This window comes from Tessaracoccus coleopterorum, assembly GCF_011174705.1.
GTDB lineage: Bacteria > Actinomycetota > Actinomycetes > Propionibacteriales > Propionibacteriaceae > Arachnia > Arachnia coleopterorum.
The window spans coordinates 1,049,041-1,070,208 of the sequence record NZ_JAANIJ010000001.1; the positions used below are offsets into that span (position 1 = coordinate 1,049,041).

Here is a 21,168-nt window from a genome sequence, read left to right on the forward strand (position 1 = left end):
GCACTGAGGACGATCGTACACACAATGCGGACGACCGTACATATTGACGACTATGCTGTCCGACATGAGTGATCACCCCACCGCCCCCACTGCGGCCTGATGCCGGCCGGAGACGCGCAGCCCGCCCGGCGCGGTCGGCGGACCGATCCGGAGCGCAGGGACCGGATCATCGACGCCTGCCTTGACGTGATCACCGAGGTCGGGGTCGCGGGCGCCTCGCATCGACGCATCGCCCGCGCCGCCGACGTCCCGCTCGGTTCCATGACCTACCACTTCGCGGGGATCGACGAGCTCCTGCACGAGGCGTTCACCCGGTTCGCAACGTCGGTCAGCGAGGGGTTCGAGCGGAGGATGGCAGAGGCGACCGACGCGCGCTCGGCCCGCGAGGCCGTGGTGGCGATCATCCTCGATGACGTGTTCGGCACCCACCGCGATCTCGTCCTCACGCACGAGCTGTACACGCTCGCCGCCCGCGAGCCCGCCTACCGCGACCTGACGACGGCGTGGATGGCCAGGAGCCGCGCGGCGCTGGAACGGCACTTCACGCCCCTGACGGCGCGGCTGCTGGACGCGCTCATCGAGGGGCTGACCATCCACTACGCGCTGGACGAACTGCCCCGCGACCGCGACGAGGTCTCCATCGCGGTGGCCCGCATCGCGGGTTGAATCTGCGCTACCGCGAGCGGTTCGGCGCCTCCATCAAGGCGACCGCCACGACCCCGAGCAGCAGGAGGGCGGCGGGCAGGAACATCGACTGACCCATCGCCGCCGAGAACCCCTCCACCACCGCGGGCGGCATCGGTCCGCTCGCGCCGCCCTGCCCGGCGGCCCCGGGCCGAGTTCGGCCGTGATCCGGGCGGCGATCATGGCCGCGATGGCTGCCGAGCCGATCACGGAACCGATCTGCCGGGTGGTGTTGTAGACCCCCGATCCAGCGCCGGAGAGGTCCCGGGCAGGTTCCGGGTGGCGATCATCGCGAGCGGCCCCCAGACGGCCGAGGCCGCGATCCCGGTGGCGAGGCTCGGCAGCAGGAGCCACCAGGGGCTGCGGGCCGGATCCATCCAGAGCCCGTTCCAGGCCGTCGAGGCGGCGAGCACGAGCAGGCCCACGGCGACCACCGGCCGGGCGTCGCGCCGCTGCACGAACCGGCCGACGAAGGGCGCGAGGACACCGGAGGCGACCGCCATGGGGATCATCAGGTAGGCCGACTGGCTGGGCGTCAGGCCGCGCGCGCTCTGCACGTAGAGGAACAGCGGGATGCTGGATGAGGCGGCGAAGAACCCCATCAGGGAGATCGCGGCGTTGGACAGGACGTAGTTGCGGTCGCGGAACAGCTCCAGCGGCACCAGCGCCTCCCGCGTGGTGACCTTCTGCCACCACAGGAACGCGCCCATCGCCACCACCCCGGCGCCGATCACGACCGGCACCGGCACCGTCGCTCCCGTGCCCGCAACAGGCATCCGACCCCAGTCGTAGGTGCCGCCCTCCTGGATGCCGAACACGATGAGAAACAGGCCGAGCGCGCTCAGCACGACGCCGACGATGTCGAACGAGTGCGCGTGGGTCTCGAGCCGCGGCACGTTGACGATGACGAGGATCATCCCGATGATCCCGACGGGCACGTTGATGAAGAAGATCCACTCCCAACCGACCGCGTCGACCAGGAACCCGCCGAGCAGGGGCCCGACCAGCATCGCGACCCCGGCGACGCTCCCCACAGCCCCATCGGGGCTCCCCTGCGTTCCGGGGGAAGGTACGCATGATGACGGCCATGGTCTGCGGCGCCATGAGGGCCGCCCCGAGGCCCTGGACCACGCGGGCGACGATCAGCATGCCGATGGCCCCGGCCAGCCCGCACCACAGGGAGGACGCCGTGAACACGAACAGGCCGACCAGGAACACCGGCTTCGGCCCGAACCGGTCGCCGAGCCTCCCGGTGATGAGCAGGGGCACCGCGTAGGCGAGCAGATAGGCGCTGGTGACCCAGATCACGTTGTTCAGGTCGGTGTCCAGCTCGGTGACGATGTGGGGGATGGCAATCGTCACGATGGTCGAGTCGACCAGGATCATGAAGAAGCCGATGATCATCGACAGGAACCCCGGCCAGGCGGAGCGTGCCTCATTCATGCGCCTGCCTCCTTTCGCGACGTGGGGACGATACGCCCTGGGCGGCCCGGGGGAAGGGCGTGAACCATCCGCTCGGGCGAGCACACCGTCCCGCCGTGCTCCCGACGCGGAACCGACCCCGGGACGGCGTTTGACCCGCCGCGACAAGGGCCCGAGTGTTCCCCGGCTGCGACGTCTCGTACGCGGCCTCAGACGCGCACCCACATCGTCCCCTGGTGGGCCGGCGGCACTTCCTCCCTCGCCAACGGGGTGCTTCCGTGCCCGTTCCATCACCGGGCGGTAGAACCCCACCCGAACAGATCGCCCGAGCACCAGTGGCAGGTGGTGATCAACCCCGGAGACGGGCTCCCCGGGTTCATCCCGACGGGGACGACGACTGAGGGTGGTGCCCCGACGGGATTCGAACCCGTACTCGGGCGGGTTTAAGCCGCCTGCCTCTGCCAGTTGGGCTACGAGGGCGTCGTCGCCGAGTCTATTGCCCCTCACTTCCGGCCTGATCCGGCACGGTCCAGGTGGTCTGGACCCGGCTGCCGGTAGGCTTGGACGACCGGAGAAAGGGTGTGCGACGTGACCGCGTTTCTGATTATTGGAGGCGTAGGCGTCGCATTGGTTCTCCTGGCGCTCCTGGTGGGCGATGTCCTCGACGGCATCTTCGATGTCGATGTCCTCGGGGCGACCTGTTCTCGATGACCAGCATCGCCGCCTTCGTCGGAGCCTTCGGATTCGGTGGGGCCCTCGGCCTGGCCATCTTCGGCAACACGGTCCCCGCCGTCATCGTCGGGCTGATCGTGGGTGCGCTCGCCGCCTGGGCGCGATCGCGCTGACGCGGGCCCTCAAGCGCGGCGAGAACGCGGCGACCTTCCGCTCCGACTCGATGATCGGCTACTCCGGCCGTGTGATCACCGCCATTCCGGCGGACGGCTATGGGAGATCCGGATCTCGGTCGGCGGCCACGTGCGGAAGCTGAGCGCCAGGTCCGCCCTCCCCGTCGACGCGGGCCAGGAGATCTGGGTGTCTGCCATCCTCTCCCCACCGCCGTCGAGGTGACCCCACCACCCCCGAACTCACGTCCTGACCGACAACCGCCGACGGGAACGAGCAGCGCCTCGCCCGTCACGCAACAGAAAGGCGCAAGCCCTATGCCACCCGTCCTGACAGCCGTCCTCGGCCTGCTCGCACTCCTTGTGCTCATCGGCCTGCTGATCGCGAGCCGCTACAAGGTCGCCAAGCCCAGCGAGGCGTTCATCATCACCGGCCGCAAGGGCAAGGAGGTGCGCAACCCCGAGACCGGCCTCGTCTCGACCGACCTCAGCGGCCAGAAGGTCGTGATGGGTGGCGGCGTCTTCGTGGTGCCGTTCATCCAGCGGCTCCACGTGCTCGACCTGTCGTCGCGTCGCATCATGGTGACCATCCGCAACGCCGTCTCCGGCCAGGGCATCAAGCTCAACGTCGACGGCGTCGCCATCGTCAAGGTCGGCGGCAACGAGGACTCGATCCGCGCGGCGGCCCAGCGCTTCCTGTCCCAGCAGGACGAGATCGAGCCCTTCACGCAGGAGACCCTCGCCGGCTCGCTGCGCTCCATCGTCGGCTCGCTGACGGTTGAGCAGATCATCCGCGACCGCGCCGCCTTCGCGCAGCGCGTCACCGACGAGTCGGAGTCCTCGCTGACCGGCCAGGGCCTGGTGCTCGACACCTTCCAGATCCAGGACATCACCGATGACGGCACCTACCTGAGCGACCTGGGTCGCCCCGAGTCGGCGAAGCTCGGCCGGATGGCCGCCGTCGCCGAGGCCGAGGCCCGCCGCGAGGCGGAGCAGGCCCAGATCGCCGCCGAACAGCAGATCGCCATCGCGCAGCGCGAGCTCGTCCTGAAGCAGGCTGAGATCCAGTCCGAGACCGACGCCGCCCGCGCCACCGCGGCCGCCTCCGGCCCGCTGGCCCAGGCCGATCGCGACCAGGCCATCCTGCAGGAGCAGGAGAAGGTCGCCGTCGCGCAGGCGGCGCTGAAGGAGCGCCAGCTCGACACCGAGGTCCGCCGCCCGCGGACGCCGAGCGCTACCGCGTCGAGACCGAGGCAGAGGCCAAGCGCAACGCGGCCATCTTCTCGGCCGATGCGTCCAAGGCCGCCTCGATCGCCAACGCCGAGGCGGATGCCGAGAAGGCCCGCCTCACCGGTGTCGGCGAGAAGTCGCGTCGTTCGGCGCTCGCCGAGGCCGAGGCCATCGAGGGAGCCAAGCGCGGTGAGGCCGAGAAGGCCCGCCGCATCGCAGAGGCCGACGCCGTCCGCGCCGAGGGCGAGGCGAAGGCGGCCGCGGTGCTCGCCGTCGGCCAGGCCGAGGCCGAGGCGATGGAGAAGCGGGCCGAGGCGTTCGCCAGCTACAACGACGCCGCCACGCTGCAGATGCTGATCGAGGTGCTGCCGCAGATGGCCGAGAAGATCGCCGCCCCGATGGGTTCGATCGACACGCTGACCGTCATCTCCAGCGACGGCGCGTCGGCGCTGCCCAAGCAGGTCACCGAGAACGTCCTGCAGACCATGCAGATGCTGAAGGACACGACCGGCTTCGACCTGTCGGCGCTGCTCGACAAGTTCGCCAAGAACGACGGCGACGTCGTCAAGGGAGAGGTCGCCGAGTAGGCCCCCTTTCCCGTCAGAGGCGCCGGTCCGTGCAAGCGGGCCGGCGCTTCCGCGTTCCCGGGCCTCGGTCAGTATTTCTCCTCCGGGCCCTCATCGTCGTGCGGGGCATCGGTGTTCTGGTCGATCCAGTCGGCCTCGTCGGAATCGTCGTCCGGGCCACCCACCGGCTCGGTCTCCCGCTCGGTCGGGTCGGCGGGCTCCTCCTGCTGGGCGCGGTCGACCTCGTCGACCTCAACGTCGTCGGAATCATGCATCGCGAGGCTCCTTCCGCTCGAACCCGAGCCTACGTCGGCGCGACGCTGACCGGGGTGGATCGCCCGATCGTCCCACCCGCCGGGCGGGCTCGGCGACCCCGTCGGGCGGCACCCGGCGGCACCTGTCACCATGGCGCTGTGAACAACGTGACGGCGCGGCTCGCACGGCTCTACTGGCCTCCGGTCGGGCTCCTCCAACTCCTGGTGGCTCTGGCCGTCGCGCTCGCAACCGTGGCCGAGCTCTCCACGGCGCCGGAGACATCCCTCGCCCTCTCGGTGGCGGGATGCCACTGGTTGCCGCGGTGATCGTCGCCATCCTCGTGCCCTCTGCCTGCTGTACTGGGCCCCGGCCTGTGCTCCGGCGTGCTTGCGCTGGAGTGCCTGCTGCTGGCCGCGGTCGGTGCTCCCGTCGCGTACTCCGCGGCAGGGTGGGCGGTCGCAGGCCTGGTCGCCGCCTGCGCCTGTGGCTGGCTGGCGGTCAGCTACTGGTGGCCCGGGCCCGTCGGGCCGCACCGGCGCCTGCGTGCGACCGGCGACGGGGTCTCCCGTCGTGGCCGGGCCGGGTCGCCGTCGCCGCACCCCTGCTCGCCGCGGTGGTGTTGGCCATCGTGTTCTCCCAACAGCTGGCGGACCAGCGTGACTTCGACTCGCGGCGGAACCGTTCACCGCCGAGGTTCTCGCCAGCGACCCCGACGAGGGACCGTCACGCTCGCGCTGCCCTGGGGTGAGGTCGCAACGGACCTGTACTTCATTCAGGCCGAGGTCGGCGGCACCGTCACCGTCTGGGCCGACCCCGACGATCCGGGGCGACTCGTCTCGGACGATGAGCCCCTTGACCCGTCGTGGGCCCTCCCGCTGATCGCGCTCGCCCCGTCGTCGCGCTGGGCGGGTGGCTGAGGTGGGGTCTGCCCGCGAGGCGCCGCACCGCGCTTGTGGGCAGGGCGGCCCCGGGTGGGCGGCCCGCGCGACGTGGGCCCACGCCATCGAGGGTGAGGACGCGTGGGATTCCGACGTGGACGGCGAGGTCCTCCACCTGGTGCCCGTGGATGGCCTGCGTCCCTTCGTCCCGCTGACCAGGGTCACCGACCTCGACACCGGACCCGACACCCCGGGCGTCGGGCAGAGGACGGTTGCCGAGGAGTTGCCCGCCTCCGCGGGGACGCTGCGCGGGTACCTGGACGACGCTGCGGAGGTGGACGGCGACGGCTGCTGGCCGGTCGTGGTGATCGGCACGCCACGCCGCGGCGCGTCCATCGCGGTGGTCTCGGACGACGGCTCCCTCCTCGCCGAGGTTTCCACCGGTCCCCGCTCGCCCCTCGCGGCCCTGCGCCTCCTACGGACGGGGAGCCGCCGCCCGGGCACGGCACGCCCGGATCGCTCCTCGAACGGCATCCGGCCCCGGTGCGGGTCGCAGCGGGCCTGGTGGCCGCCGGCCTCTCGTCGGGCCTCACGTACCTGATGCTCACCGAGCCCGGAGATCCCGTTGAGGGGCTCATCCTCGGGCTCACGTTCGCGCTGATCCTCGGGTATGCAACCTCGTCGTGGCCGGGACAGGTGGGCCTCGGTCGTGGTGGGTTGGTGCTCACCGGCCGCTTCGTCGACCTGGTCGTCCCACAGGGTGAGGTGGATTTCCACGAGCTCGACGGCGACGAGGCCGTGGTGGTGCGCCTGAAGGATCCCGACGACCTGATCGGGCTCACCCCGTCGGCGATCCTGCACCGTAGGCACGCGAGGGTCGACCTGGCACTGGCCCGCTTCGAGGCGTGGCTCGCCGCGCCGGCCCGCAGCCCGCGGACGCGACGGCGACCATCGGTGCCGCTCGTCATGACCGCGCTGAGCGTCGTCGGCGTCGTGGCCGTGTACCTCGCGACCACCTGACCGACCCGTCCCGGGCCGCTCACTGCGCCGCGGCGAGCCTCCTGCGCATCCCCTCGGCGTACTGGTCGGCCTCGAGGCCGGCGACGAGGTGCCACACCCCCGGAGCGACCTGGACGGCGCCCCGGAGCCCGGCCCGTCTCAGGGCCTCCACGTCCACGAGCGACCCGTCCCTCACCTCGACGCGCACCCGCGTCTCGGCGATCGGTTCGACCGAGACGATGTTGTCCTCACCGCCGAGGGCCGTCACCCACTGGCGTGCCTGGTTGGTCTCGACGTCGCCGACGACGATGACGCGCGGCTCAGGCTCCCCGGCGGCGTCCGCGTCGCCCTTCGTCCTGGCGGCGGCCTTCTGCTCGGCGGTCCGGTAGTCGAGGAAGACCACCAGCAGCATCGAGGTGAGGAACGCTGCCACGACGGCGAGCGCGTACAGCGGCATGTTGTTGAACGCGGGGATCGTCAGCAGGGACGTGAACACGAACGCCTGCGTGGTGACGGGCGTGGTGAGGCTGCCTCCGATGCCGAGGATCAGGCCGCCGACGAGGCAACCGATCAGCATCCGCGGATAGATCTTCTTGAACCGGAGATGGATGCCGTAGAGGGACGGCTCGGAGATGCCGCCGAGCAGGCCCGCCGCGAGCGCACCGGTCGCCGTCTGGCGCATCTGCACGTCGCGGTCGCGGTAGGCCAGGAACAGCACGCCCGCCGTCGCGCCGAAGCAGGCGAAGTTCCAGGCCCCCATCGGGCCCTGGATGTAGTCGAAGCCGAGCTGCTGGATGTTGAGGAGCATGACGGCGTTGAGCGGCCAGTGCAGGCCGAGCGGCACCATGAACGGGTACGCCAGCGGGATGATGATGGCGAAGATCAGCGGGCTGAGCGTGTTGACCCAGCCGAGGCCGCCCGCGACCCAGGCGCCGATGAACACGCCGATCGGGCCGATCAGGAACGCGGTCAGCGGAAGCATGATGAGCATCGCGAGGAAGGGCACGAAGATCAGTTGCAGGTTGTCGGGATCAGCTTCTTCAGCAGCTTGTAGAGCGGCCCGAGCAGCGCGGCCATCAGCAGCGGTGGGAACACCTGCGAGTTGTAGCTGAAGATGGTCAGCGGCACGCCGAAGATGTCGATCAGCGTGACGTCGCTGCCTGCGACGGTCGCGGTGTAGGCGGCGTCGGAGGTGCCGAGGCTTGTGAAGCCGGGCAGCATGACGAGCGCCATGATGGCGAACCCGACCCACGGGTCGGCCCCACCTTCTTGCTCGCGTTGTAGGCCACCATCAGCGGCAGGAACACGAACACCGACTGCCACAGCAGGTTGACGAACTGCCACGACGGCGGCAGCTCCGTGCGCGGGTCGGCCCAGTTGCCGATCACCCCCAGCGTCGACATGAGCGACATGAAGGTGATGAACAGCGAGGCGCCGAGCAGGGCACCGAGGATGGGCCGGAACGAGTCGGACAGGAACTCGAAGAACGAGTCGATCCAGGCGAACCTGCCGCGCACTCCCCCGGCCCGCGCCGCCGCCTTGAGCTCGGCGTCGCTCAGCTCGCGTCGTCCCTGCATCCGGGGAAGCTCGTTGATCGCCTGGTAGGTGTTCTGGACGGCGCCGCCCATGATGATCTGGTAGCGCTCGCCCGCCTGCGGCACGGCGCCCATCACGCCCTTGATCGACTCGACCCGGGCCGCGTCCACGCCGGAGGCGTCGGCGAGCTGGAACCGGAGCCGGGTGGCGCAGTGGGTGAGGCTGACGATGTTGTCCGGGCCTCCGACGGCCTCGACGATCTCTTCCGCGGTGCTCATGGCGATCTCCTCACGCATCGATCTGGGGACGAGGGCTCGGACTTCCTCGGGGTGGAACAGGCGACGGCCTTCGCGGCCAGCTCCCGGCACTCGTCGAGCGGGCGGGCCCGGACGGCGGCCTTCACCGACGGGATCGCCGGGTTCGAGCAGCTCAACTCGTCGACGCCGAGCCCCACCAGGATCGGCACGGCCTGTGGGTCGGACGCGACGCCGCCGCAGACCCCGAGCCATTTGCCCCGCTCATGGAGCGCCTCGGCCGCGTTCCCGATCAGGGTGAGGACGGCGGGGTTGCAGGGATCGACCTGGGCGGCGAGCTTCGGGTGTCCCCGGTCCATGGCGAGGGTGTAGCTGGTCAGGTCGTTGGTGCCGACGCTGAAGAAGTCACACCCCTCCTCGGCCGCGAACTGGCGCGCCATCACCGCCACCGACGGCACCTCCATCATGATGCCGAGGCTCACCTTTGCCGTCGTCTGCGACTCGGCGCGGACCTCGTCGAACATCGCCCTGGATGTCCTCCAGTCGGCGATGGTTGCGATCATGGGGAACATCACACAGAGCTCCGCGCCCTTGTCGGCCGCCGCGAGGATCGCGCGCAGCTGGGTGCGCAGCAGCTCCGGCCGTTCGAGGCCGACGCGCACACCGCGGATGCCGAGGAACGGGTTCTCCTCGGCGGGGATCGGAAGGTAGGCCAGCGGCTTGTCGCCGCCGACGTCGAGGGTGCGGATGACGAGCGGGTCGCCCGGGCTGAGCGCCCTCGCGCAGTCGGCGTAGACCTCGGCCTGCTCGGCCTCGGTCGGCGCCGTGGTGCGGCCCATGAAGACGAACTCGGAGCGGAGCAGGCCGACGCCCTCGGCGCCCATCGCCTTCCCCTCGACGGCGTCGTCGACGCCGCCGATGTTGGCGACCACCTTCACCCGGTGCCCGTCGGGCGTGACGGCGGGCTCGTCCTTGGCGGCCTCCTCCCGCGCCCTGCGCTCGGCGATCCGCCTCTGGCGCGCCGCGATCTCGGCGATCTGCCCGTCGGAGAGGTTGATCCGGAGCGACCCGTTCGTGCCGTCGAGCACCACGCGGCTGCCGTCCGGGAGGTCGAGTGCCCGGGCCTCGATGCCCGCCACCGCGGGGATGTCGAGCGAGCGGGCGATGATGGCGACGTGCGACGACGCGCCGCCGCGCGCGGTGGCGAAGCCGACGACCTTGGTGCGGTCGAGCTGGGCGGTGTCGGAAGGGTCAGGTCCTCGGCGATCAGGATCGTGTTGCCGGGGAGCTCCTGCTGCTCTCCGCGCTGCCCGGTCAGCTCCTCGAGCACCCGCTGCCCGACGTCGCGCACGTCGTTGGCGCGGCCGGCGAGCACCTCGTTCGCGAGCCCCGCCAGCTGGTCGGCGAAGGAGTTGTAGGCGGCCCGCCAGGCGAAGGGGCGCTCTTGCCCTTGTCGATGGCGCTGACGGCGATGTCGAGCAGCTCGGGGTCCTGCAGGATCTCGCGGTGGGCCGCGAAGATGGCGGCCTTCTCCGGGAGGCGTCCCGTTCGAGCTTCCGCTCGAGCGCAGACAGGTCGAGCAGCGCCCGGTCGATCGCGGTGTTGAGCTTGCGCCGCTCGGTGTGGTGGTCGTCGCCGGTCTCCGCCACCTCGATGTCGTCGTGGCGCAGCTGCAGGACGGTCCCGATCCCGAGCCCCGGTGAGGCGGCGACGCCGAGCAGCAGGTCGGGGTCGCCGGAGCGGGGGCCACCGGCTCGGGGGCCGGTTCGTCGACGACGGCCGGCATCGCCGCGGTGTCGTCGGTGCCGGGCGGATCTCCTCGCCGAGCCCTCCGCGGATGGCCTCGGCGATGGCGGCGACCGCGTCGTCCGAGTCGCTCCCGTGGGCCGTGACCACCACCTTCTCGCCGTGTGCGACGGCCATCCCCATGATCGAAACGATCGACTTGGCGTTGGCCGAGTCGTAGCCGCGCCGGAGCCGGATGTCGGAGCGGTACCGCTTCGCCAGGTTCACCAGGGTCGCCGTCGGCCTCGCGTGCAGGCCCGTCGGGTTCGGCACGATGATGGCCTCGGAGCCGGCGGTGGTGGCGACGCCGGTGTCGGCGTCCCCCTCGCCCCGCACCGCGAGCCCGACGGTGGCGGCGACCTCGCCCGGTTCCACCAGGCCCGACTCGACGCTCAGCTCACCGACGAGCTCCATGTTGGTGATCACGACCTGGGTGAGCAGGCTCTTCGCGGCCCGCCCGACCGCGTCGAGGTCGAACTCGATCAGCGGGTCGCCGACCTCGACGGTGACCCCCTCCCTTGTCCTCGGGGTGAAGCCCTCCCCGAGCAGGGAGACCGTGTCGAGGCCGATGTGCATCAGGATCTCGAGCCCGTCGGGGGTCCGGATCGTGACGGCGTGGTGCGAGGGCTGGAGGTCTATCACCTCGCCCGCCACCGGCGCCATGAGGACGTTGCTCAGAGGGTCGATGGAGAAGCCGTCACCGACCATCCTGCGCGCGAACACCGGGTCCGGCACCTGGTCCAGGGGCACGAGGACCCCGGTCAGTGGCGCCGCGATCACGACGCGGGTCTGGGTCAACTGCTCGCTCATGGTGCGCCTTCCCGTCAGGCACAACGCTCGCCCCGTTGCGACGCTGCGCGGTGTACCGGCAGCCTAGTGAGCGTCGGGCCACGACACGCAGGTACGGACGAACCCTTCCCGATCCGGGACGGCCACCGGCCAGGGGCGTAGGGTGGACGGCCGGCGTCAGGCGACGCGGTCGAGCAGCTCGTGGGCGATGCCGTCGAGGATGTCGGTCTCGCTGACGATCACAGATCCCCGGGCACCCGGCGGGCGATCTCGGCCAGGATCATGGAGCCCGCGCCGATCACCGCCGCCCGCAGCGGTGGAAGGATCGGGTTGCTCGCGATCTGCTCCGTGGTCTGCGCCAGCCACCGCCGGCTGGCCTCGTCGATGGCCCGCAGGCTGAGCACCGACCGGTGCACCGCGGCGCGGGAGTACTCGCTGAGCCCGAGCACGTCGGCAGCGACGCTGGTGACGGTGCCCGCGACACCGATTGCGGACGCCACTGCGTCGAAGTCGGTGCCGGCGCCGTCGAGCTGGGCATCGATGAAGTCCCTTGCCGCCTTCTCCTCGGCCGCTGTCGGCGGCTCCGTGTGGAGGAAGCGTTCCCTGATCCGGACGGCCCCGATGTTGAGGCTGACGGCCGAGGCGACGGCATCGTCGCGCCCGACCACGACGAGCTCGGTCGAGCCGCCACCGATGTCGAAGATCAGGGTCGGCCGGGGCGACGTCACGCCGCTGAGGACGCCGGTCGACGAGAGTCGCGCCTCCTCATCGCCGCTGATCACGTCGACAGCGACGCCCAGCCGGGCCGTGACCCCGGCCTCGAAAACGTCGCGGTTGCTCACGTCGCGGGCCGCGGAGGTCGCCACGAACCGCACTTCGTCGACGTGGTCGTCGGCGAGGATGCCCGCGTACTCGTCGAGGACTGCGAACGTGCGCTCCAGCGCCTCGGGTGGAACTCCCCGTGGCGTCGACCCCCTGCCCGAGCCGCGCGAGCCGCGTCTGCCGGGTGACCTCTGCGACGGTGCCGTCGTCAGCGCGGCGCAGCACGAGCAGGCGGACCGAGTTGGTGCCGCAGTCGACGGCGGCGACGGTGCGGCTCATCCCGCGGCCGCGGTGTCCGCCGCGCAGGCCGCGTGCCAGTCGCCGAGCCGGGCGAGCGCCTCATCCCCGAACGGGTTGACGCCGGGACCCGCGGCGAGCGCGTGGCCGACCAGGACGTGGAGGCACTTGACGCGCGTCGGCATGCCGCCCGCGCTGATGCCCTCGATCTCCTCGACGTGGCCGAGTTCCTCACGGTCGGCGAGGTAGGCCTCGTGCGCGGCCAGGTAGCGGGCCGCGAGGTCCTCGTCGTGGGCGAGTCGCTCCGTCATCGCGGTCATCAGACCCGACGCCTCGAGCGTCGAGACGGCGGAGACGAGCCGCGGGTTCGTCAGGTAGTAGGTGGTGGGGAACGGCGTGCCGTTGGGGAGCCTCGGCTCCGTCTTCACGACCCCGGCCTGCCGCAGGGCAGCGCCACGCGACGGCCACGACGCCTCGGGTTCCCGGCCGAGCTGCTCCTCGACGATGGCGAGGTCGGCCTGAGTTGGTTCGCTCACAGGGTGTCCTAGTGTTTCGTGTCAGAGGTTAGTTGATGATAGGTGGCTCGCCGGTGGATGCATCGCAAGGCCGACGACCGGAGTCGCACCTTGCCGAACGCCCGAGGGAGGAGAACGCCGCGAGGCGCCAGCGGAGGGCCGCATAGCGCAGCGAATATCTGACACGGGACACTATGGGTGGGGCTTGCGGTGGGGTCGGGCCGGGCACGGGTTCTTCGGTGCCGCCCGTGGGATCGTCGGCCAGTTGCACGGAGCGCCACATCTGTTCCCACCACTGCCCGGGCGGTTCCTCGACGGTCTGCTCCATGGTCGCTCCCTCGAGCGGCAGGCCGTCGGCTCCGATCACGTGGTAGCCCACCTCGCCGGGCATCACCCAGCCGAGGCGCACACGCGCGATCGACTTGACGTACTCGTCGTCGTTCCAGCGGTTCAGCTTGTCCTCGAGGTCGGCGATCCGGTCCTGCTCCTCGGCGATCTGTGCCCGCACCTCGGCCAGTTCGTTGGCCTGCGCGAAGTAGACGCGCAGCGAGTTGGCCAGCACCAGCGACACGCCTGCGATGACCACGACGAGCACCGCGAGGCGCCAGGTGGCTGTCATCGCCCGCTGCGCACGGGGCGCGGGGCGGGCACGTCGGAGAAGGCCTGCGGCACGTCCTGCGGGCCAGCGGAGCTACCCGGGGCGGCTGGTGCGCTCCCCCGGACGCGCAGAGGTCCGGGACCGCGGCGTACCGCGACCCGGACCACTGCTAGCCGGAGTATTGCGAGGGTTCGAGGCACCCGACAAGTATTCCTCACCCCCGCTGTTATCAGCCCTTGAAACGCGGGAACGCGGAACGACCGGCGTAAACGGCCGCCTCGTCCAGGTCGTCCTCGATGCGCAGGAGCTGGTTGTACTTCGCGACGCGGTCGGTGCGCGCGGGGGCGCCCGACTTGATCTGGCCACAGCCCAGCGCGACGGCCAGGTCGGCGATCGTGGTGTCCTCGGTCTCACCGGAGCGGTGCGACATCATGGTGCGGAAGCCGTTGCGGTGCGCCAGGTCGACGGCGTCGATGGTCTCGGTCAGCGAGCCGATCTGGTTCACCTTCACGAGCAGCGCGTTGGCGGTGCTGGTGTCGATGCCCTTCTGCAGACGGGTGACGTTGGTGACGAACAGGTCGTCGCCGACGATCTGGACCTTGTCGCCGAGGCGATCGGTCATCAGCTTCCAGCCGTCCCAGTCCTCCTCGTTGAGCGGGTCCTCGATGGAGACCAGCGGGTAGAACTTCACGAGCTCCTCGTAGTAGGCCACCATCTGCTCCGAGGTCTTCTTCTCGCCCTCGAAGTTGTAGAGGCCCTCCTCGAAGAACTCGGAGGCGGCGACGTCCATCGCCAGCGCGATCTCCTCGCCGGGCTTGTAGCCGGCGTCGGTGATGGCGGTGATGATGAGGTCGAGCGCCTCACGGTTGCTGTCCAGGTTGGGGCGAAGCCGCCCTCATCACCCAGGCCGGTCGAGAGCTGACGGGCCTTGAGGACCTTCTTCAGCTCGTGGTAGACCGACGCACCCATCTCGAGGGCCTCGGCGAACGACTCGGCGCCGATCGGGGCGATCATGAACTCCTGGACGTCGACGTTGGAGTCGGCGTGGGAGCCACCGTTCAGGATGTTCATCATCGGGACGGGCAGGATGTGCGCGTTGGGGCCACCGACGTACTTGTACAGCGGCAGGCCGGCCTCCTCAGCTGCTGCGTGCGCCACGGCGAGCGAGACGCCGAGGATCGCGTTGGCGCCGAGCTTGGCCTTGTTGTCGGTGCCGTCGAGCTCGATCATGGCCTGGTCGACGAGACGCTGCTCGTCAGCCTCCAGGCCCAGGATCTCCTCGCCGATGACCTCGGTGACGTTCTTGATGGCGGTAAGGACTCCCTTGCCGCCGAAGCGACCCTTGTCGCCGTCACGCAGTTCGACGGCCTCGAAGGCGCCGGTCGAGGCACCCGAGGGGACGGCGGCGCGACCGCTCGCACCGGAGTCGAGCTCCACCTCGACCTCGATGGTCGGGTTGCCGCGGGAATCGAGGATCTCGCGAGCCTGGATGAATTCGATGGATGCCATGTAGCTCCCTTTCAAAGAGTCTTCTCTCTCGGCCTCAGCCTACCGGCACCGGTCGCCGTTTCACGCCTCGGGGTCGGGTCGGTGCCGACGCCCGATCGGGCAGGGCAGGGGGCTCAGCGGGCATGCCCCTCGGTGGTGGGAGCACCGGAGCGGGTGGGTGACGCGGCCGTGCGGGGCCGCTCAGGGCCTCGTCTCGGCCTCACGGACGTCGGCCTCCAGAGCGCGCAGCGCGCCCCTGGCCGCCGCGTCGGCGTCGACGCCGCCGGCCTGGGCGCGGGCGATGAGCGCGACGAGGGCCTGACCGAAGGCGACCTCGTCGATCGGATCGTCCGGGAGCGTGAGCGGCACCTGGTGGGAGCGGGACCGCGAGATGACCTTCTGGATCCGGGGCAGGGCGTTGAGCGACTCGGCGATCCCCTCGAGTGCGGAGGTGCGGCCCTTCTCGGCGCGTTTGCGTTCCTCCCACGACTGCCACATGTCGTCGGGCACATCCTCGTCGGCGAAGACGTGCGGATGACGGCGGATCAGCTTGTCCGAGATCCCGCGGGCGACGTCCTCGAGGTCGAAGCGGCCCTCGTCCTCGGCGATCCGGGAGTGGAAGTACACCTGCAGCAGCAGGTCGCCCAGCTCCTCGCGGAGGTCGTCATCGGTGCCGGTCTCGACGGCGTCGATGACCTCGGCGGTCTCCTCCACGAGGTGGTTCAGGAGCGACCTGTGGGTCTGCCCGGCGTCCCACGGGCACCTGGCGCGCAGCTCCGCCATCACCTGGCGGAGTCGCTCCAGCTCGGTGGTCACCGCAGGGTCGCGTCCGAGCTGACAGACAGTGAGGCGGAGCCGAAGAGGCCCTGGTCCGTGGGATCCCAGCGGCCGTAGCGGGGGTTCAGCTCGATGTCGGCGCTCTGGAGGGCCTGCGTGACGACCTGCTGGTCGAGCTGGCCGAGCAGCGACACCTTGACGGAGTCGCGGGCGAGGCGCCGGCAGTCCTCGTTGCCGAGCATGGCGGCGGACTGGCCGCCCTGCGAGGCGCCGAGCTTGTCGACCTGGTCGTCGCTGAACTCGCCGAAGTCGGCCACGACGGAGTCGAACACCGAGGCGAGGGCCATCGTCTGCACCGCACCCTGGCGCACCAGCTGGCTGGTGTCGACCTGAAGGGCCTCGGCGCAGCCGGTCATGGCCTGGTCGATGGACGCCTCGGTGATCACTTCACCGTTGAGGACGGCCGCGGTGCTCGCCGCGGGGCTGCAGGCTCCGAGCAGCGTGACCGCTGCGACGGCGGCGACGGCGGCGACGGTGGGGATGATGCGGTTCAGCTTCATCGGGGTCCTCTCACAAGGCAGGTCTTCTGGCGCTCGACGCGCCTTCGCCAGACTACCTCATCACCCACAACCGGCCGACCCCACGCGGCGCCACCCGCGACCCGGCCCGGGAGGGCCGAGTCGTCGGGTGGCCGCGGCCTCAGGCGTACATCTGCGTGAGGAAGGTCGTCGCCCAGCCGAGGTAGTCGCCCTCGGGCTTCGGGACGAGGATCTGGTCGAGGGCCGACTTGACGGTGGCGCCCGGGTACAGCCGTTGGAGCCGCACCTGCCGCGACTCGGGCAGCACCATCGGGGAGAACCGCACCACCCTGCCCTGCGGCACGATCTCCTGGATGCCATGTTCCCGGGCGAGGTTTCGCAGCCGCGCGACCCCGAGCAGCGCGTCGACGGGCCCGGGAAGTGAGCCGTAGCGGTCCTCCAGCTCGGCGCGCACGCCCTCGATGTCGGCGTCGGTGCGGATCTCCGCGATCTGCTTGTACATCTCGAGGCGGAGCCGCTCGGAGGCGATGTAGTCCTCCGGCAGATGCGCGTCGACGGGGATCTCGACGCGCATCGTCGGCTCAACGTCGGTGTCGATCCCGCGGTAGTTGGCGACGGCCTCGCCGACCATCCGCAGGTACATGTCGAAGCCCACGCCCTCGATGTGGCCCGACTGGTCCTCGCCGAGGAGGTTGCCCGCTCCGCGCAACTCGAGGTCGCGCATCGCGATCGCCATGCCCGAACCCAGATCGGTGTTGGCGGCCATCGTGGCGAGACGCTCGTGCGAGGCCTCTGTCAGGGGCTTGTCCGGCGGATACAGGAAGTAGGCGTAGCCGCGCTCGCGGGAGCGACCCACACGTCCGCGCAACTGGTGCAGCTGGGCGAGGCCGAGCATGTCGGCCCTGTCGATGACCAGGGTGTTGGCCGTCTGGATGTTCAGCCCGGCCTCGACGATGGTGGTGCAGACGAGGACGTCGGCGCGTCGCTCGCCGAAGTCGAGCATGACCTGCTCGAGACGCTTCTCGCTCATCTGCCCGTGCGCCGTCGCGATGCGCGCCTCGGGCACCAGTTCACGCAGCGTCGCGGCCGTCTTCTCGATCGTGCCCACCCGGTTGTGGAGGAAGAACACCTGGCCCTCACGGGCCAGCTCGCGCCGGATCGCCGCCTTCACCTGCCCCTGGTCGTAGGGCCCGCGAATGTCAGCACGGGGTGGCGTTCCTCCGGCGGCGTCGCGATGACGCTCATCTCGCGGATGCCGGTGATGGCGATCTCGAGGGTGCGCGGGATGGGGTGGCCGACATGGACAGGACGTCGACATCGACGCGCATCGACTTGAGGCGCTCCTTGTGGTCCACGCCGAACCGCTGCTCCTCGTCGATGATGACGAGCCCGAGATCCTTGTACCCGATCTCCTTGCTGAGCAGGCGGTGGGTGCCGATGACGACGTCGACCCTTCCGCTGGCCAGCCCTCGAGGACCTTCTTCGCCTCGGAGTCGGTCTGGAACCGGGAGAGCTGCGCCAGGTGGACGGGGAAGCCCGCGAACCGCGAGGCGAACGTCTGGTAGTGCTGGGTGACGAGCAGCGTCGTCGGGACGAGCACCGCCACCTGTTTGCCGTCCTGCACGGCCTTGAACGCTGCCCGCACCGCGATCTCGGTCTTGCCGTAGCCGACGTCGCCGCAGATGAGGCGGTCCATCGGCACCAGGTTCTCCATGTCGGCCTTCACCTCGGTGATGGCGGAGAGCTGGTCGGGCGTCTCGACGTAGCTGAAGGCGTCCTCCAGTTCCCGCTGCCACTGGGTGTCCGGCCCGAACGCGTGGCCCTTCGTGGCCTGCCGGCGGCGTAGAGCTTGATGAGCTCGGCCGAGATCTCGTGGACGGCCTTACGGGCCTTCGCCTTGCGCTTGGTCCAGTCACCGCCGCCCATCTTGTCGAGCGTGGGCGACTCGGAGCCGACGTAACGGCTGAGCTGGTCGAGCTGGTCCATGGGCACGAACAGCCGGTCACCGGGTTGGCCACGCTTGCTCGGGGCGTACTCGATGACGAGGTAGTCGCGGGTCGCTCCCTGCACCACCCGTTGCACGAGCTCGACGAACCGGCCGACGCCGTGCTGCTCGTGTACGACCGGGTCGCCCGCCTTCAACTCGAGGGCTGGATGGTGGCCTTGCGGCGCGACGGAAGCTTGCGCTCCGCCCTGTCCATGGACTGCTGGCCGGTGAGCTCGGCCGCGGTGATCACCTCGACGCGGGCTGCCTCCGCGCGCCAACCCTGGCGCAGTGTCGACAGCACGACGGAGATGTGGCCGGGCCGCGGGCCTCGTTGAGGTCGTCGATGTGGGCGCGGAGTCCGGCCTCCTGCAGCAGTTCCACGAGCCGCTGTGCGAGGCCGCGCCCCTCGACGGTGAGGACGACGTGCCAGCCGTCGGCGACCCGGGCTGCGATGTGCCGGGTGGCCGCGTCGGTATCGCCCCGGAATGTCTCCGACGGTCCGACCCGCAGGATCCGCGAGTGCACAGAGCCGGCGTCGAAGCTCGGCTCGTCGGCGCCGTCCTCCCCGGAGGCGAAAGGCGAGAGCGACCACCAGCGCTGGCCGCGGTTGAGCGCGTGCAGGCGCACGTCTGCGAGGCTCCAGTAGGCGGAGGCCCCAGATCGATCGGGGACGTGCCGCCGCCCGCGGCCGCGGCCCAGCTCGCCTCGAGGAACTCCTGGCTCGTCTGCACCAGCTCCGCGGCCCGGGTGCGGATCAGTTCGGGCGCGGCCGCGAGCACGAGCGCCCCTTCGGCAGCACATCGACCAGCAGTTCCAGCCCGTCGACCAGCGCCGGCGTGAGCGCCTCCATGCCATCGACCGCCTGACCCTCGGCGATGCGGGCGAGCATGTCGCTCAGTTCGGGTGTTGCACGGAGAGGCGCCGTGCCCTCTCGCGCACCTGTGGCGTGAGCAGCAGCTCGCGGCACGGTGGGCAGATGATCGACGTGGCGGTGTCGCCCGTGGAACGCTGGTCGGCGACGGTGAAGTAGCGGATCTCGTCGATGTCGTCACCGAAGAAGTCGATGCGGACCGGGTGTTCCTCGGTGGGCGGGAACACGTCGACGATGCCGCCGCGGACGGCGAACTCGCCGCGTCGCTCCACCATGTCGACGCGGTTGTAGGCGGCGTCCGTCAGGTCGCCGAGCAGGCGGCCCAACTCGTAGGTCTCCCCCACCGTGATCCGGACGGGGCCATCTCCGCGAGGCCCCTGACCTGCGGTTGCAGCACCGAGCGGATGGGAGCGACCACCACCTCGGGTGGCGGCAGGTCGTCGCGGCCCGCGAGCCGGCGCAGCACGGCGAGGCGGCGCCCGACGGTGTCGGCGCGGGGCGAGAGCCGCTCGTGTGGAAGGGTCTCCCAGGCCGGGTAGTAGGCGACGCGGTCCTCACCCAGCAGCCCGCCGAGCTCGGACGTGTACTGCTCCGCCTCACGGTAGGTGGAGGTGACGAGCAGGACGGTCTGGGCCGACCCTCGGCGATGGCAGCGCTCAGCAGCGGGAAGAAGGAGGGCACCGCGGTGACGTCGAGGGCCGTGACGCCGGGGCGTCCGGAGTCCGCGATCGTCGCCTCGAACCCGTGGTCGGCCTCGAGCAGGGTGAGGAGTCCTGGGTACTTCACGGGATCTTTCCTTAGCTGTGAGTCGCGCAGACGGGCCGAACCATTGTGCCGCGCCCGGTCAACCACCGCGGGCTAGCCGTTGAAGCGGTTCTGGGTGGCGGTAAGGCCCTCGCGCACCAGGGATTCGACGGCGTCGGCCGCGACGGACGCGTCGACGCGCATCTCCTCGGCCTGCGTCGGCTTGAGCTTGTTCAGCACGTAGTCGGCGGCGGGCTGCCGACCCGGCGGGCGGCCGATGCCGACGCGGACACGGAAGAAGTCACCGGTGCCGAGGTGGGCCCGGATCGACTTGAGGCCGTTGTGGCCGTTGTCGCCGCCGCCCAGCTTGACGCGCAGGCGCCCGGGATCGAGGTCGAGCTCGTCATGGACGGCGATCACGTGGTCGGCGGGATCTTGTGGAACGTGGCGATGGCCTTCACGGCCACGCCCGAGTCGTTCATGTAGGTCGTGGGCCGTGCCAGCACGAGCCTGATCTCCGCGGGCCGGGCAGCGTGACCTTCGCCACGTCGGCCCGCTGCCGCGAGTGCAGGGTGAACGATGAGCCGTAGCGGTCCGCGAGGTCCGCTACGGCCCAGTACCCGACGTTGTGCCGGGTGAACTCGTAGGTCGGGCCGGGTTACCGAGCCCGACCACGAGGAAGGGGTGTTGCTCACTCGCCAGCTTCGGGGCCTCGGCGGCCTCACCCTCGGCGGCCTCGGCCTCGGCGCTCGGGATGGCGACGACGGAGAGGACGAGGGTCTCGGGGTCGACGTGCGCCTCAACGCCCTCGGGCAGCGCGACGTCGGAGACGAGGATCTGGGCGCCGACCTCGAGGCCCTTGACGGACACCTCGAACTCGGTGGGGATGTCGGTGGCCGGGCCATGACCGGCAGGGCGGTGAGGTCGTGGTTGACCATGGCGCCGTTGACGACGTCACCGACGAGCACGAGCGCGACGTCGACGGCGACCTTCTCGCCGACCTTCACCAGCAGGAGGTCGACGTGCTCGATGATCGGGGCGATCGGGTCGCGGGTGACCTGCTTGGGGAGCGCGAGGACGGGCGTCTTCCCGCCGTCGATGGTGATCTCGAGCAGGGCGTTGGCGGTGCGGAGCGCGAGGAAGGTCTCCTGCGCGGGAGGGCCAGGTGCACCGGGTCGGTGCCGTGGCCGTACAGCACGGCGGGGGTCTTGCCGGAGCGGCGGAGGCGGCGGGCCGCGCCCTTACCGAACTCGGTGCGGGTGGCGGCGGAGAGGGTGACGTCTGCCATGGGAACTCCTCAAGCTGGGGTCGAACGGATTTCAGCGGACGCCGAGCGAGGATAGAGCTAGT

The 21,168-nt window shown here is 70.5% G+C and carries 17 protein-coding genes, 1 tRNA gene and 8 pseudogenes; 9 read left to right on the plus strand and 17 right to left on the minus strand.

Features of this window, described 5'->3' with window-relative positions:
- The first annotated feature begins 99 nt into the window (after positions 1-99).
- Entirely contained in the window at positions 100-666 is a 567-nt protein-coding gene (locus G7085_RS06630; protein ID WP_197510355.1) for a TetR/AcrR family transcriptional regulator, read from the plus strand.
- 224 nt (positions 667-890) lie between these two features.
- Here the strand turns inward: G7085_RS06630 and G7085_RS06635 are convergent, their stop codons facing one another.
- From G7085_RS06635 to G7085_RS06640, 3 genes and pseudogenes are all read right to left on the minus strand, one after another.
- Positions 891-1,694, minus strand: a complete 804-nt coding sequence (locus G7085_RS06635; protein ID WP_269451796.1) for an MFS transporter — start codon at positions 1,692-1,694, stop codon at positions 891-893.
- A gap of 109 nt (positions 1,695-1,803) precedes the next feature.
- A pseudogene (locus tag G7085_RS34345) lies at positions 1,804-2,397 on the minus strand (MFS transporter); the annotation flags it as partial.
- 113 nt (positions 2,398-2,510) lie between these two features.
- A tRNA-Leu gene (locus G7085_RS06640) sits at positions 2,511-2,586 on the minus strand.
- 108 nt (positions 2,587-2,694) lie between these two features.
- Here G7085_RS06640 and G7085_RS29750 point away from each other — a divergent pair.
- The 4 genes from G7085_RS29750 to G7085_RS24700 all read left to right on the plus strand — a co-directional run bounded on the left by G7085_RS29750 (position 2,695) and on the right by G7085_RS24700 (position 4,765).
- Positions 2,695-2,817 carry a hypothetical protein gene (locus G7085_RS29750; RefSeq protein ID WP_269451798.1) on the plus strand — a complete coding sequence of 41 codons (123 nt, stop codon included), beginning with the start codon at positions 2,695-2,697 and terminating at the stop codon, positions 2,815-2,817.
- Positions 2,814-2,951: a hypothetical protein gene (locus G7085_RS06645; protein ID WP_197510356.1), complete on the plus strand. Its 138-nt coding sequence runs from the start codon at positions 2,814-2,816 to the stop codon at positions 2,949-2,951. Before G7085_RS29750 ends, G7085_RS06645 begins: the two co-directional genes overlap by 4 nt.
- Before the next feature lie 315 nt (positions 2,952-3,266).
- On the plus strand, positions 3,267-4,535 hold the full coding sequence (locus tag G7085_RS06650) for a flotillin family protein (RefSeq protein ID WP_231979298.1): 1,269 nt from the start codon (positions 3,267-3,269) through the stop codon (positions 4,533-4,535).
- Positions 4,475-4,765 carry a flotillin family protein gene (locus G7085_RS24700; protein WP_331715520.1) on the plus strand — a complete coding sequence of 97 codons (291 nt, stop codon included), beginning with the start codon at positions 4,475-4,477 and terminating at the stop codon, positions 4,763-4,765. Before G7085_RS06650 ends, G7085_RS24700 begins: the two co-directional genes overlap by 61 nt.
- Positions 4,766-4,833: 68 nt before the next feature.
- On the opposite strand, the gene G7085_RS06655 is transcribed toward G7085_RS24700, so the two are convergent.
- Positions 4,834-5,019, minus strand: a complete 186-nt coding sequence (locus G7085_RS06655) for a hypothetical protein (RefSeq protein WP_197510357.1) — start codon at positions 5,017-5,019, stop codon at positions 4,834-4,836.
- Positions 5,020-5,166: 147 nt separating this feature from the next.
- Here G7085_RS06655 and G7085_RS06660 point away from each other — a divergent pair, with 147 nt between their 5' ends.
- Genes G7085_RS06660 through G7085_RS06675 form a run of 4 tightly spaced genes read left to right on the plus strand, consistent with a single transcriptional unit; the run spans position 5,167 to position 6,897 of the window.
- The gene (locus tag G7085_RS06660) at positions 5,167-5,325 is read left to right on the plus strand and encodes a hypothetical protein (protein WP_197510358.1); all 159 of its coding nucleotides are present in this window, start codon (positions 5,167-5,169) and stop codon (positions 5,323-5,325) included.
- 57 nt (positions 5,326-5,382) lie between these two features.
- A complete protein-coding gene (locus tag G7085_RS06665; RefSeq protein WP_197510359.1) occupies positions 5,383-5,916 on the plus strand; it encodes a hypothetical protein in 534 nt (177 codons plus the stop codon).
- Positions 5,909-6,478 (plus strand): hypothetical protein, encoded by a 570-nt coding sequence (locus G7085_RS06670; protein ID WP_197510360.1) that lies wholly within the window; start codon positions 5,909-5,911, stop codon positions 6,476-6,478. Before G7085_RS06665 ends, G7085_RS06670 begins: the two co-directional genes overlap by 8 nt.
- Complete coding sequence (locus G7085_RS06675; protein WP_197510361.1) at positions 6,442-6,897, plus strand: hypothetical protein; 456 nt, start codon at positions 6,442-6,444, stop codon at positions 6,895-6,897. Before G7085_RS06670 ends, G7085_RS06675 begins: the two co-directional genes overlap by 37 nt.
- 19 nt (positions 6,898-6,916) lie before the next feature.
- On the opposite strand, the pseudogene G7085_RS06680 reads toward G7085_RS06675, so the two are convergent.
- From G7085_RS06680 to G7085_RS32220, 13 genes and pseudogenes are all read right to left on the minus strand, one after another.
- Positions 6,917-8,690, minus strand: a pseudogene (locus G7085_RS06680) (PTS transporter subunit EIIB).
- A complete protein-coding gene (gene ptsP / locus G7085_RS24705) occupies positions 8,687-10,096 on the minus strand; it encodes a phosphoenolpyruvate--protein phosphotransferase (RefSeq protein ID WP_231980028.1) in 1,410 nt (469 codons plus the stop codon). Before ptsP ends, G7085_RS06680 begins: the two are co-directional and overlap by 4 nt.
- Positions 9,981-11,261, minus strand: coding sequence for a glucose PTS transporter subunit IIA (locus G7085_RS34350; RefSeq protein ID WP_231979299.1), 1,281 nt, complete (start codon positions 11,259-11,261; stop codon positions 9,981-9,983). The genes ptsP and G7085_RS34350 overlap by 116 nt, the downstream gene beginning before the upstream one ends.
- A 156-nt stretch (positions 11,262-11,417) precedes the next feature.
- Positions 11,418-12,341 (minus strand): annotated as a pseudogene (locus G7085_RS06690) (Ppx/GppA phosphatase family protein).
- Positions 12,338-12,835, minus strand: a pseudogene (locus G7085_RS06695) (DUF501 domain-containing protein). Before G7085_RS06695 ends, G7085_RS06690 begins: the two co-directional pseudogenes overlap by 4 nt.
- 28 nt (positions 12,836-12,863) lie before the next feature.
- Positions 12,864-13,433 (minus strand): FtsB family cell division protein, encoded by a 570-nt coding sequence (locus G7085_RS06700; protein ID WP_197510363.1) that lies wholly within the window; start codon positions 13,431-13,433, stop codon positions 12,864-12,866.
- Positions 13,434-13,641: 208 nt separating this feature from the next.
- Positions 13,642-14,921: pseudogene (eno, locus tag G7085_RS06705) on the minus strand (phosphopyruvate hydratase).
- Between the two features lie 180 nt (positions 14,922-15,101).
- Positions 15,102-15,683, minus strand: a complete 582-nt coding sequence (locus G7085_RS06710; RefSeq protein WP_197512778.1) for a MazG family protein — start codon at positions 15,681-15,683, stop codon at positions 15,102-15,104.
- 29 nt (positions 15,684-15,712) lie between these two features.
- The gene (locus G7085_RS06715; RefSeq protein WP_197510364.1) at positions 15,713-16,237 is read right to left on the minus strand and encodes a hypothetical protein; all 525 of its coding nucleotides are present in this window, start codon (positions 16,235-16,237) and stop codon (positions 15,713-15,715) included.
- A 139-nt stretch (positions 16,238-16,376) separates the two neighbouring features.
- Positions 16,377-19,890: pseudogene (gene mfd, locus G7085_RS06720) on the minus strand (transcription-repair coupling factor).
- Between the two features lie 42 nt (positions 19,891-19,932).
- Positions 19,933-20,520: pseudogene (gene pth, locus G7085_RS06725) on the minus strand (aminoacyl-tRNA hydrolase).
- Positions 20,521-20,634: 114 nt separating this feature from the next.
- Positions 20,635-20,688 (minus strand): annotated as a pseudogene (locus G7085_RS34355) (hypothetical protein); the annotation flags it as partial.
- A 133-nt stretch (positions 20,689-20,821) separates the two neighbouring features.
- Positions 20,822-21,106, minus strand: coding sequence for a hypothetical protein (locus G7085_RS32220; RefSeq protein WP_331715522.1), 285 nt, complete (start codon positions 21,104-21,106; stop codon positions 20,822-20,824).
- Between the last annotated feature and the right edge of the window lie 62 nt (positions 21,107-21,168).

Bases quoted from the DNA above. Each gene is read 5' to 3' on its own strand.
- G7085_RS06630 (WP_197510355.1), top strand. From the start codon at position 100: ATGCCGGCCGGAGACGCGCAGCCCGCCCGGCGCGGTCGGCGGACCGAT.
- G7085_RS06635 (WP_269451796.1), bottom strand. From the start codon at position 1,694: ATGCTGGTCGGGCCCCTGCTCGGCGGGTTCCTGGTCGACGCGGTCGGT.
- G7085_RS06645 (WP_197510356.1), top strand. From the start codon at position 2,814: ATGACCAGCATCGCCGCCTTCGTCGGAGCCTTCGGATTCGGTGGGGCC.
- G7085_RS06650 (WP_231979298.1), top strand. From the start codon at position 3,267: ATGCCACCCGTCCTGACAGCCGTCCTCGGCCTGCTCGCACTCCTTGTG.
- G7085_RS24700 (WP_331715520.1), top strand. From the start codon at position 4,475: ATGGAGAAGCGGGCCGAGGCGTTCGCCAGCTACAACGACGCCGCCACG.
- G7085_RS06655 (WP_197510357.1), bottom strand. From the start codon at position 5,019: ATGCATGATTCCGACGACGTTGAGGTCGACGAGGTCGACCGCGCCCAG.
- G7085_RS34350 (WP_231979299.1), bottom strand. From the start codon at position 11,261: ATGAGCGAGCAGTTGACCCAGACCCGCGTCGTGATCGCGGCGCCACTG.
- G7085_RS06700 (WP_197510363.1), bottom strand. From the start codon at position 13,433: ATGACAGCCACCTGGCGCCTCGCGGTGCTCGTCGTGGTCATCGCAGGC.
- G7085_RS06710 (WP_197512778.1), bottom strand. From the start codon at position 15,683: ATGGCGGAGCTGCGCGCCAGGTGCCCGTGGGACGCCGGGCAGACCCAC.
- G7085_RS06715 (WP_197510364.1), bottom strand. From the start codon at position 16,237: ATGAAGCTGAACCGCATCATCCCCACCGTCGCCGCCGTCGCCGCCGTC.
- G7085_RS32220 (WP_331715522.1), bottom strand. From the start codon at position 21,106: ATGGCAGACGTCACCCTCTCCGCCGCCACCCGCACCGAGTTCGGTAAG.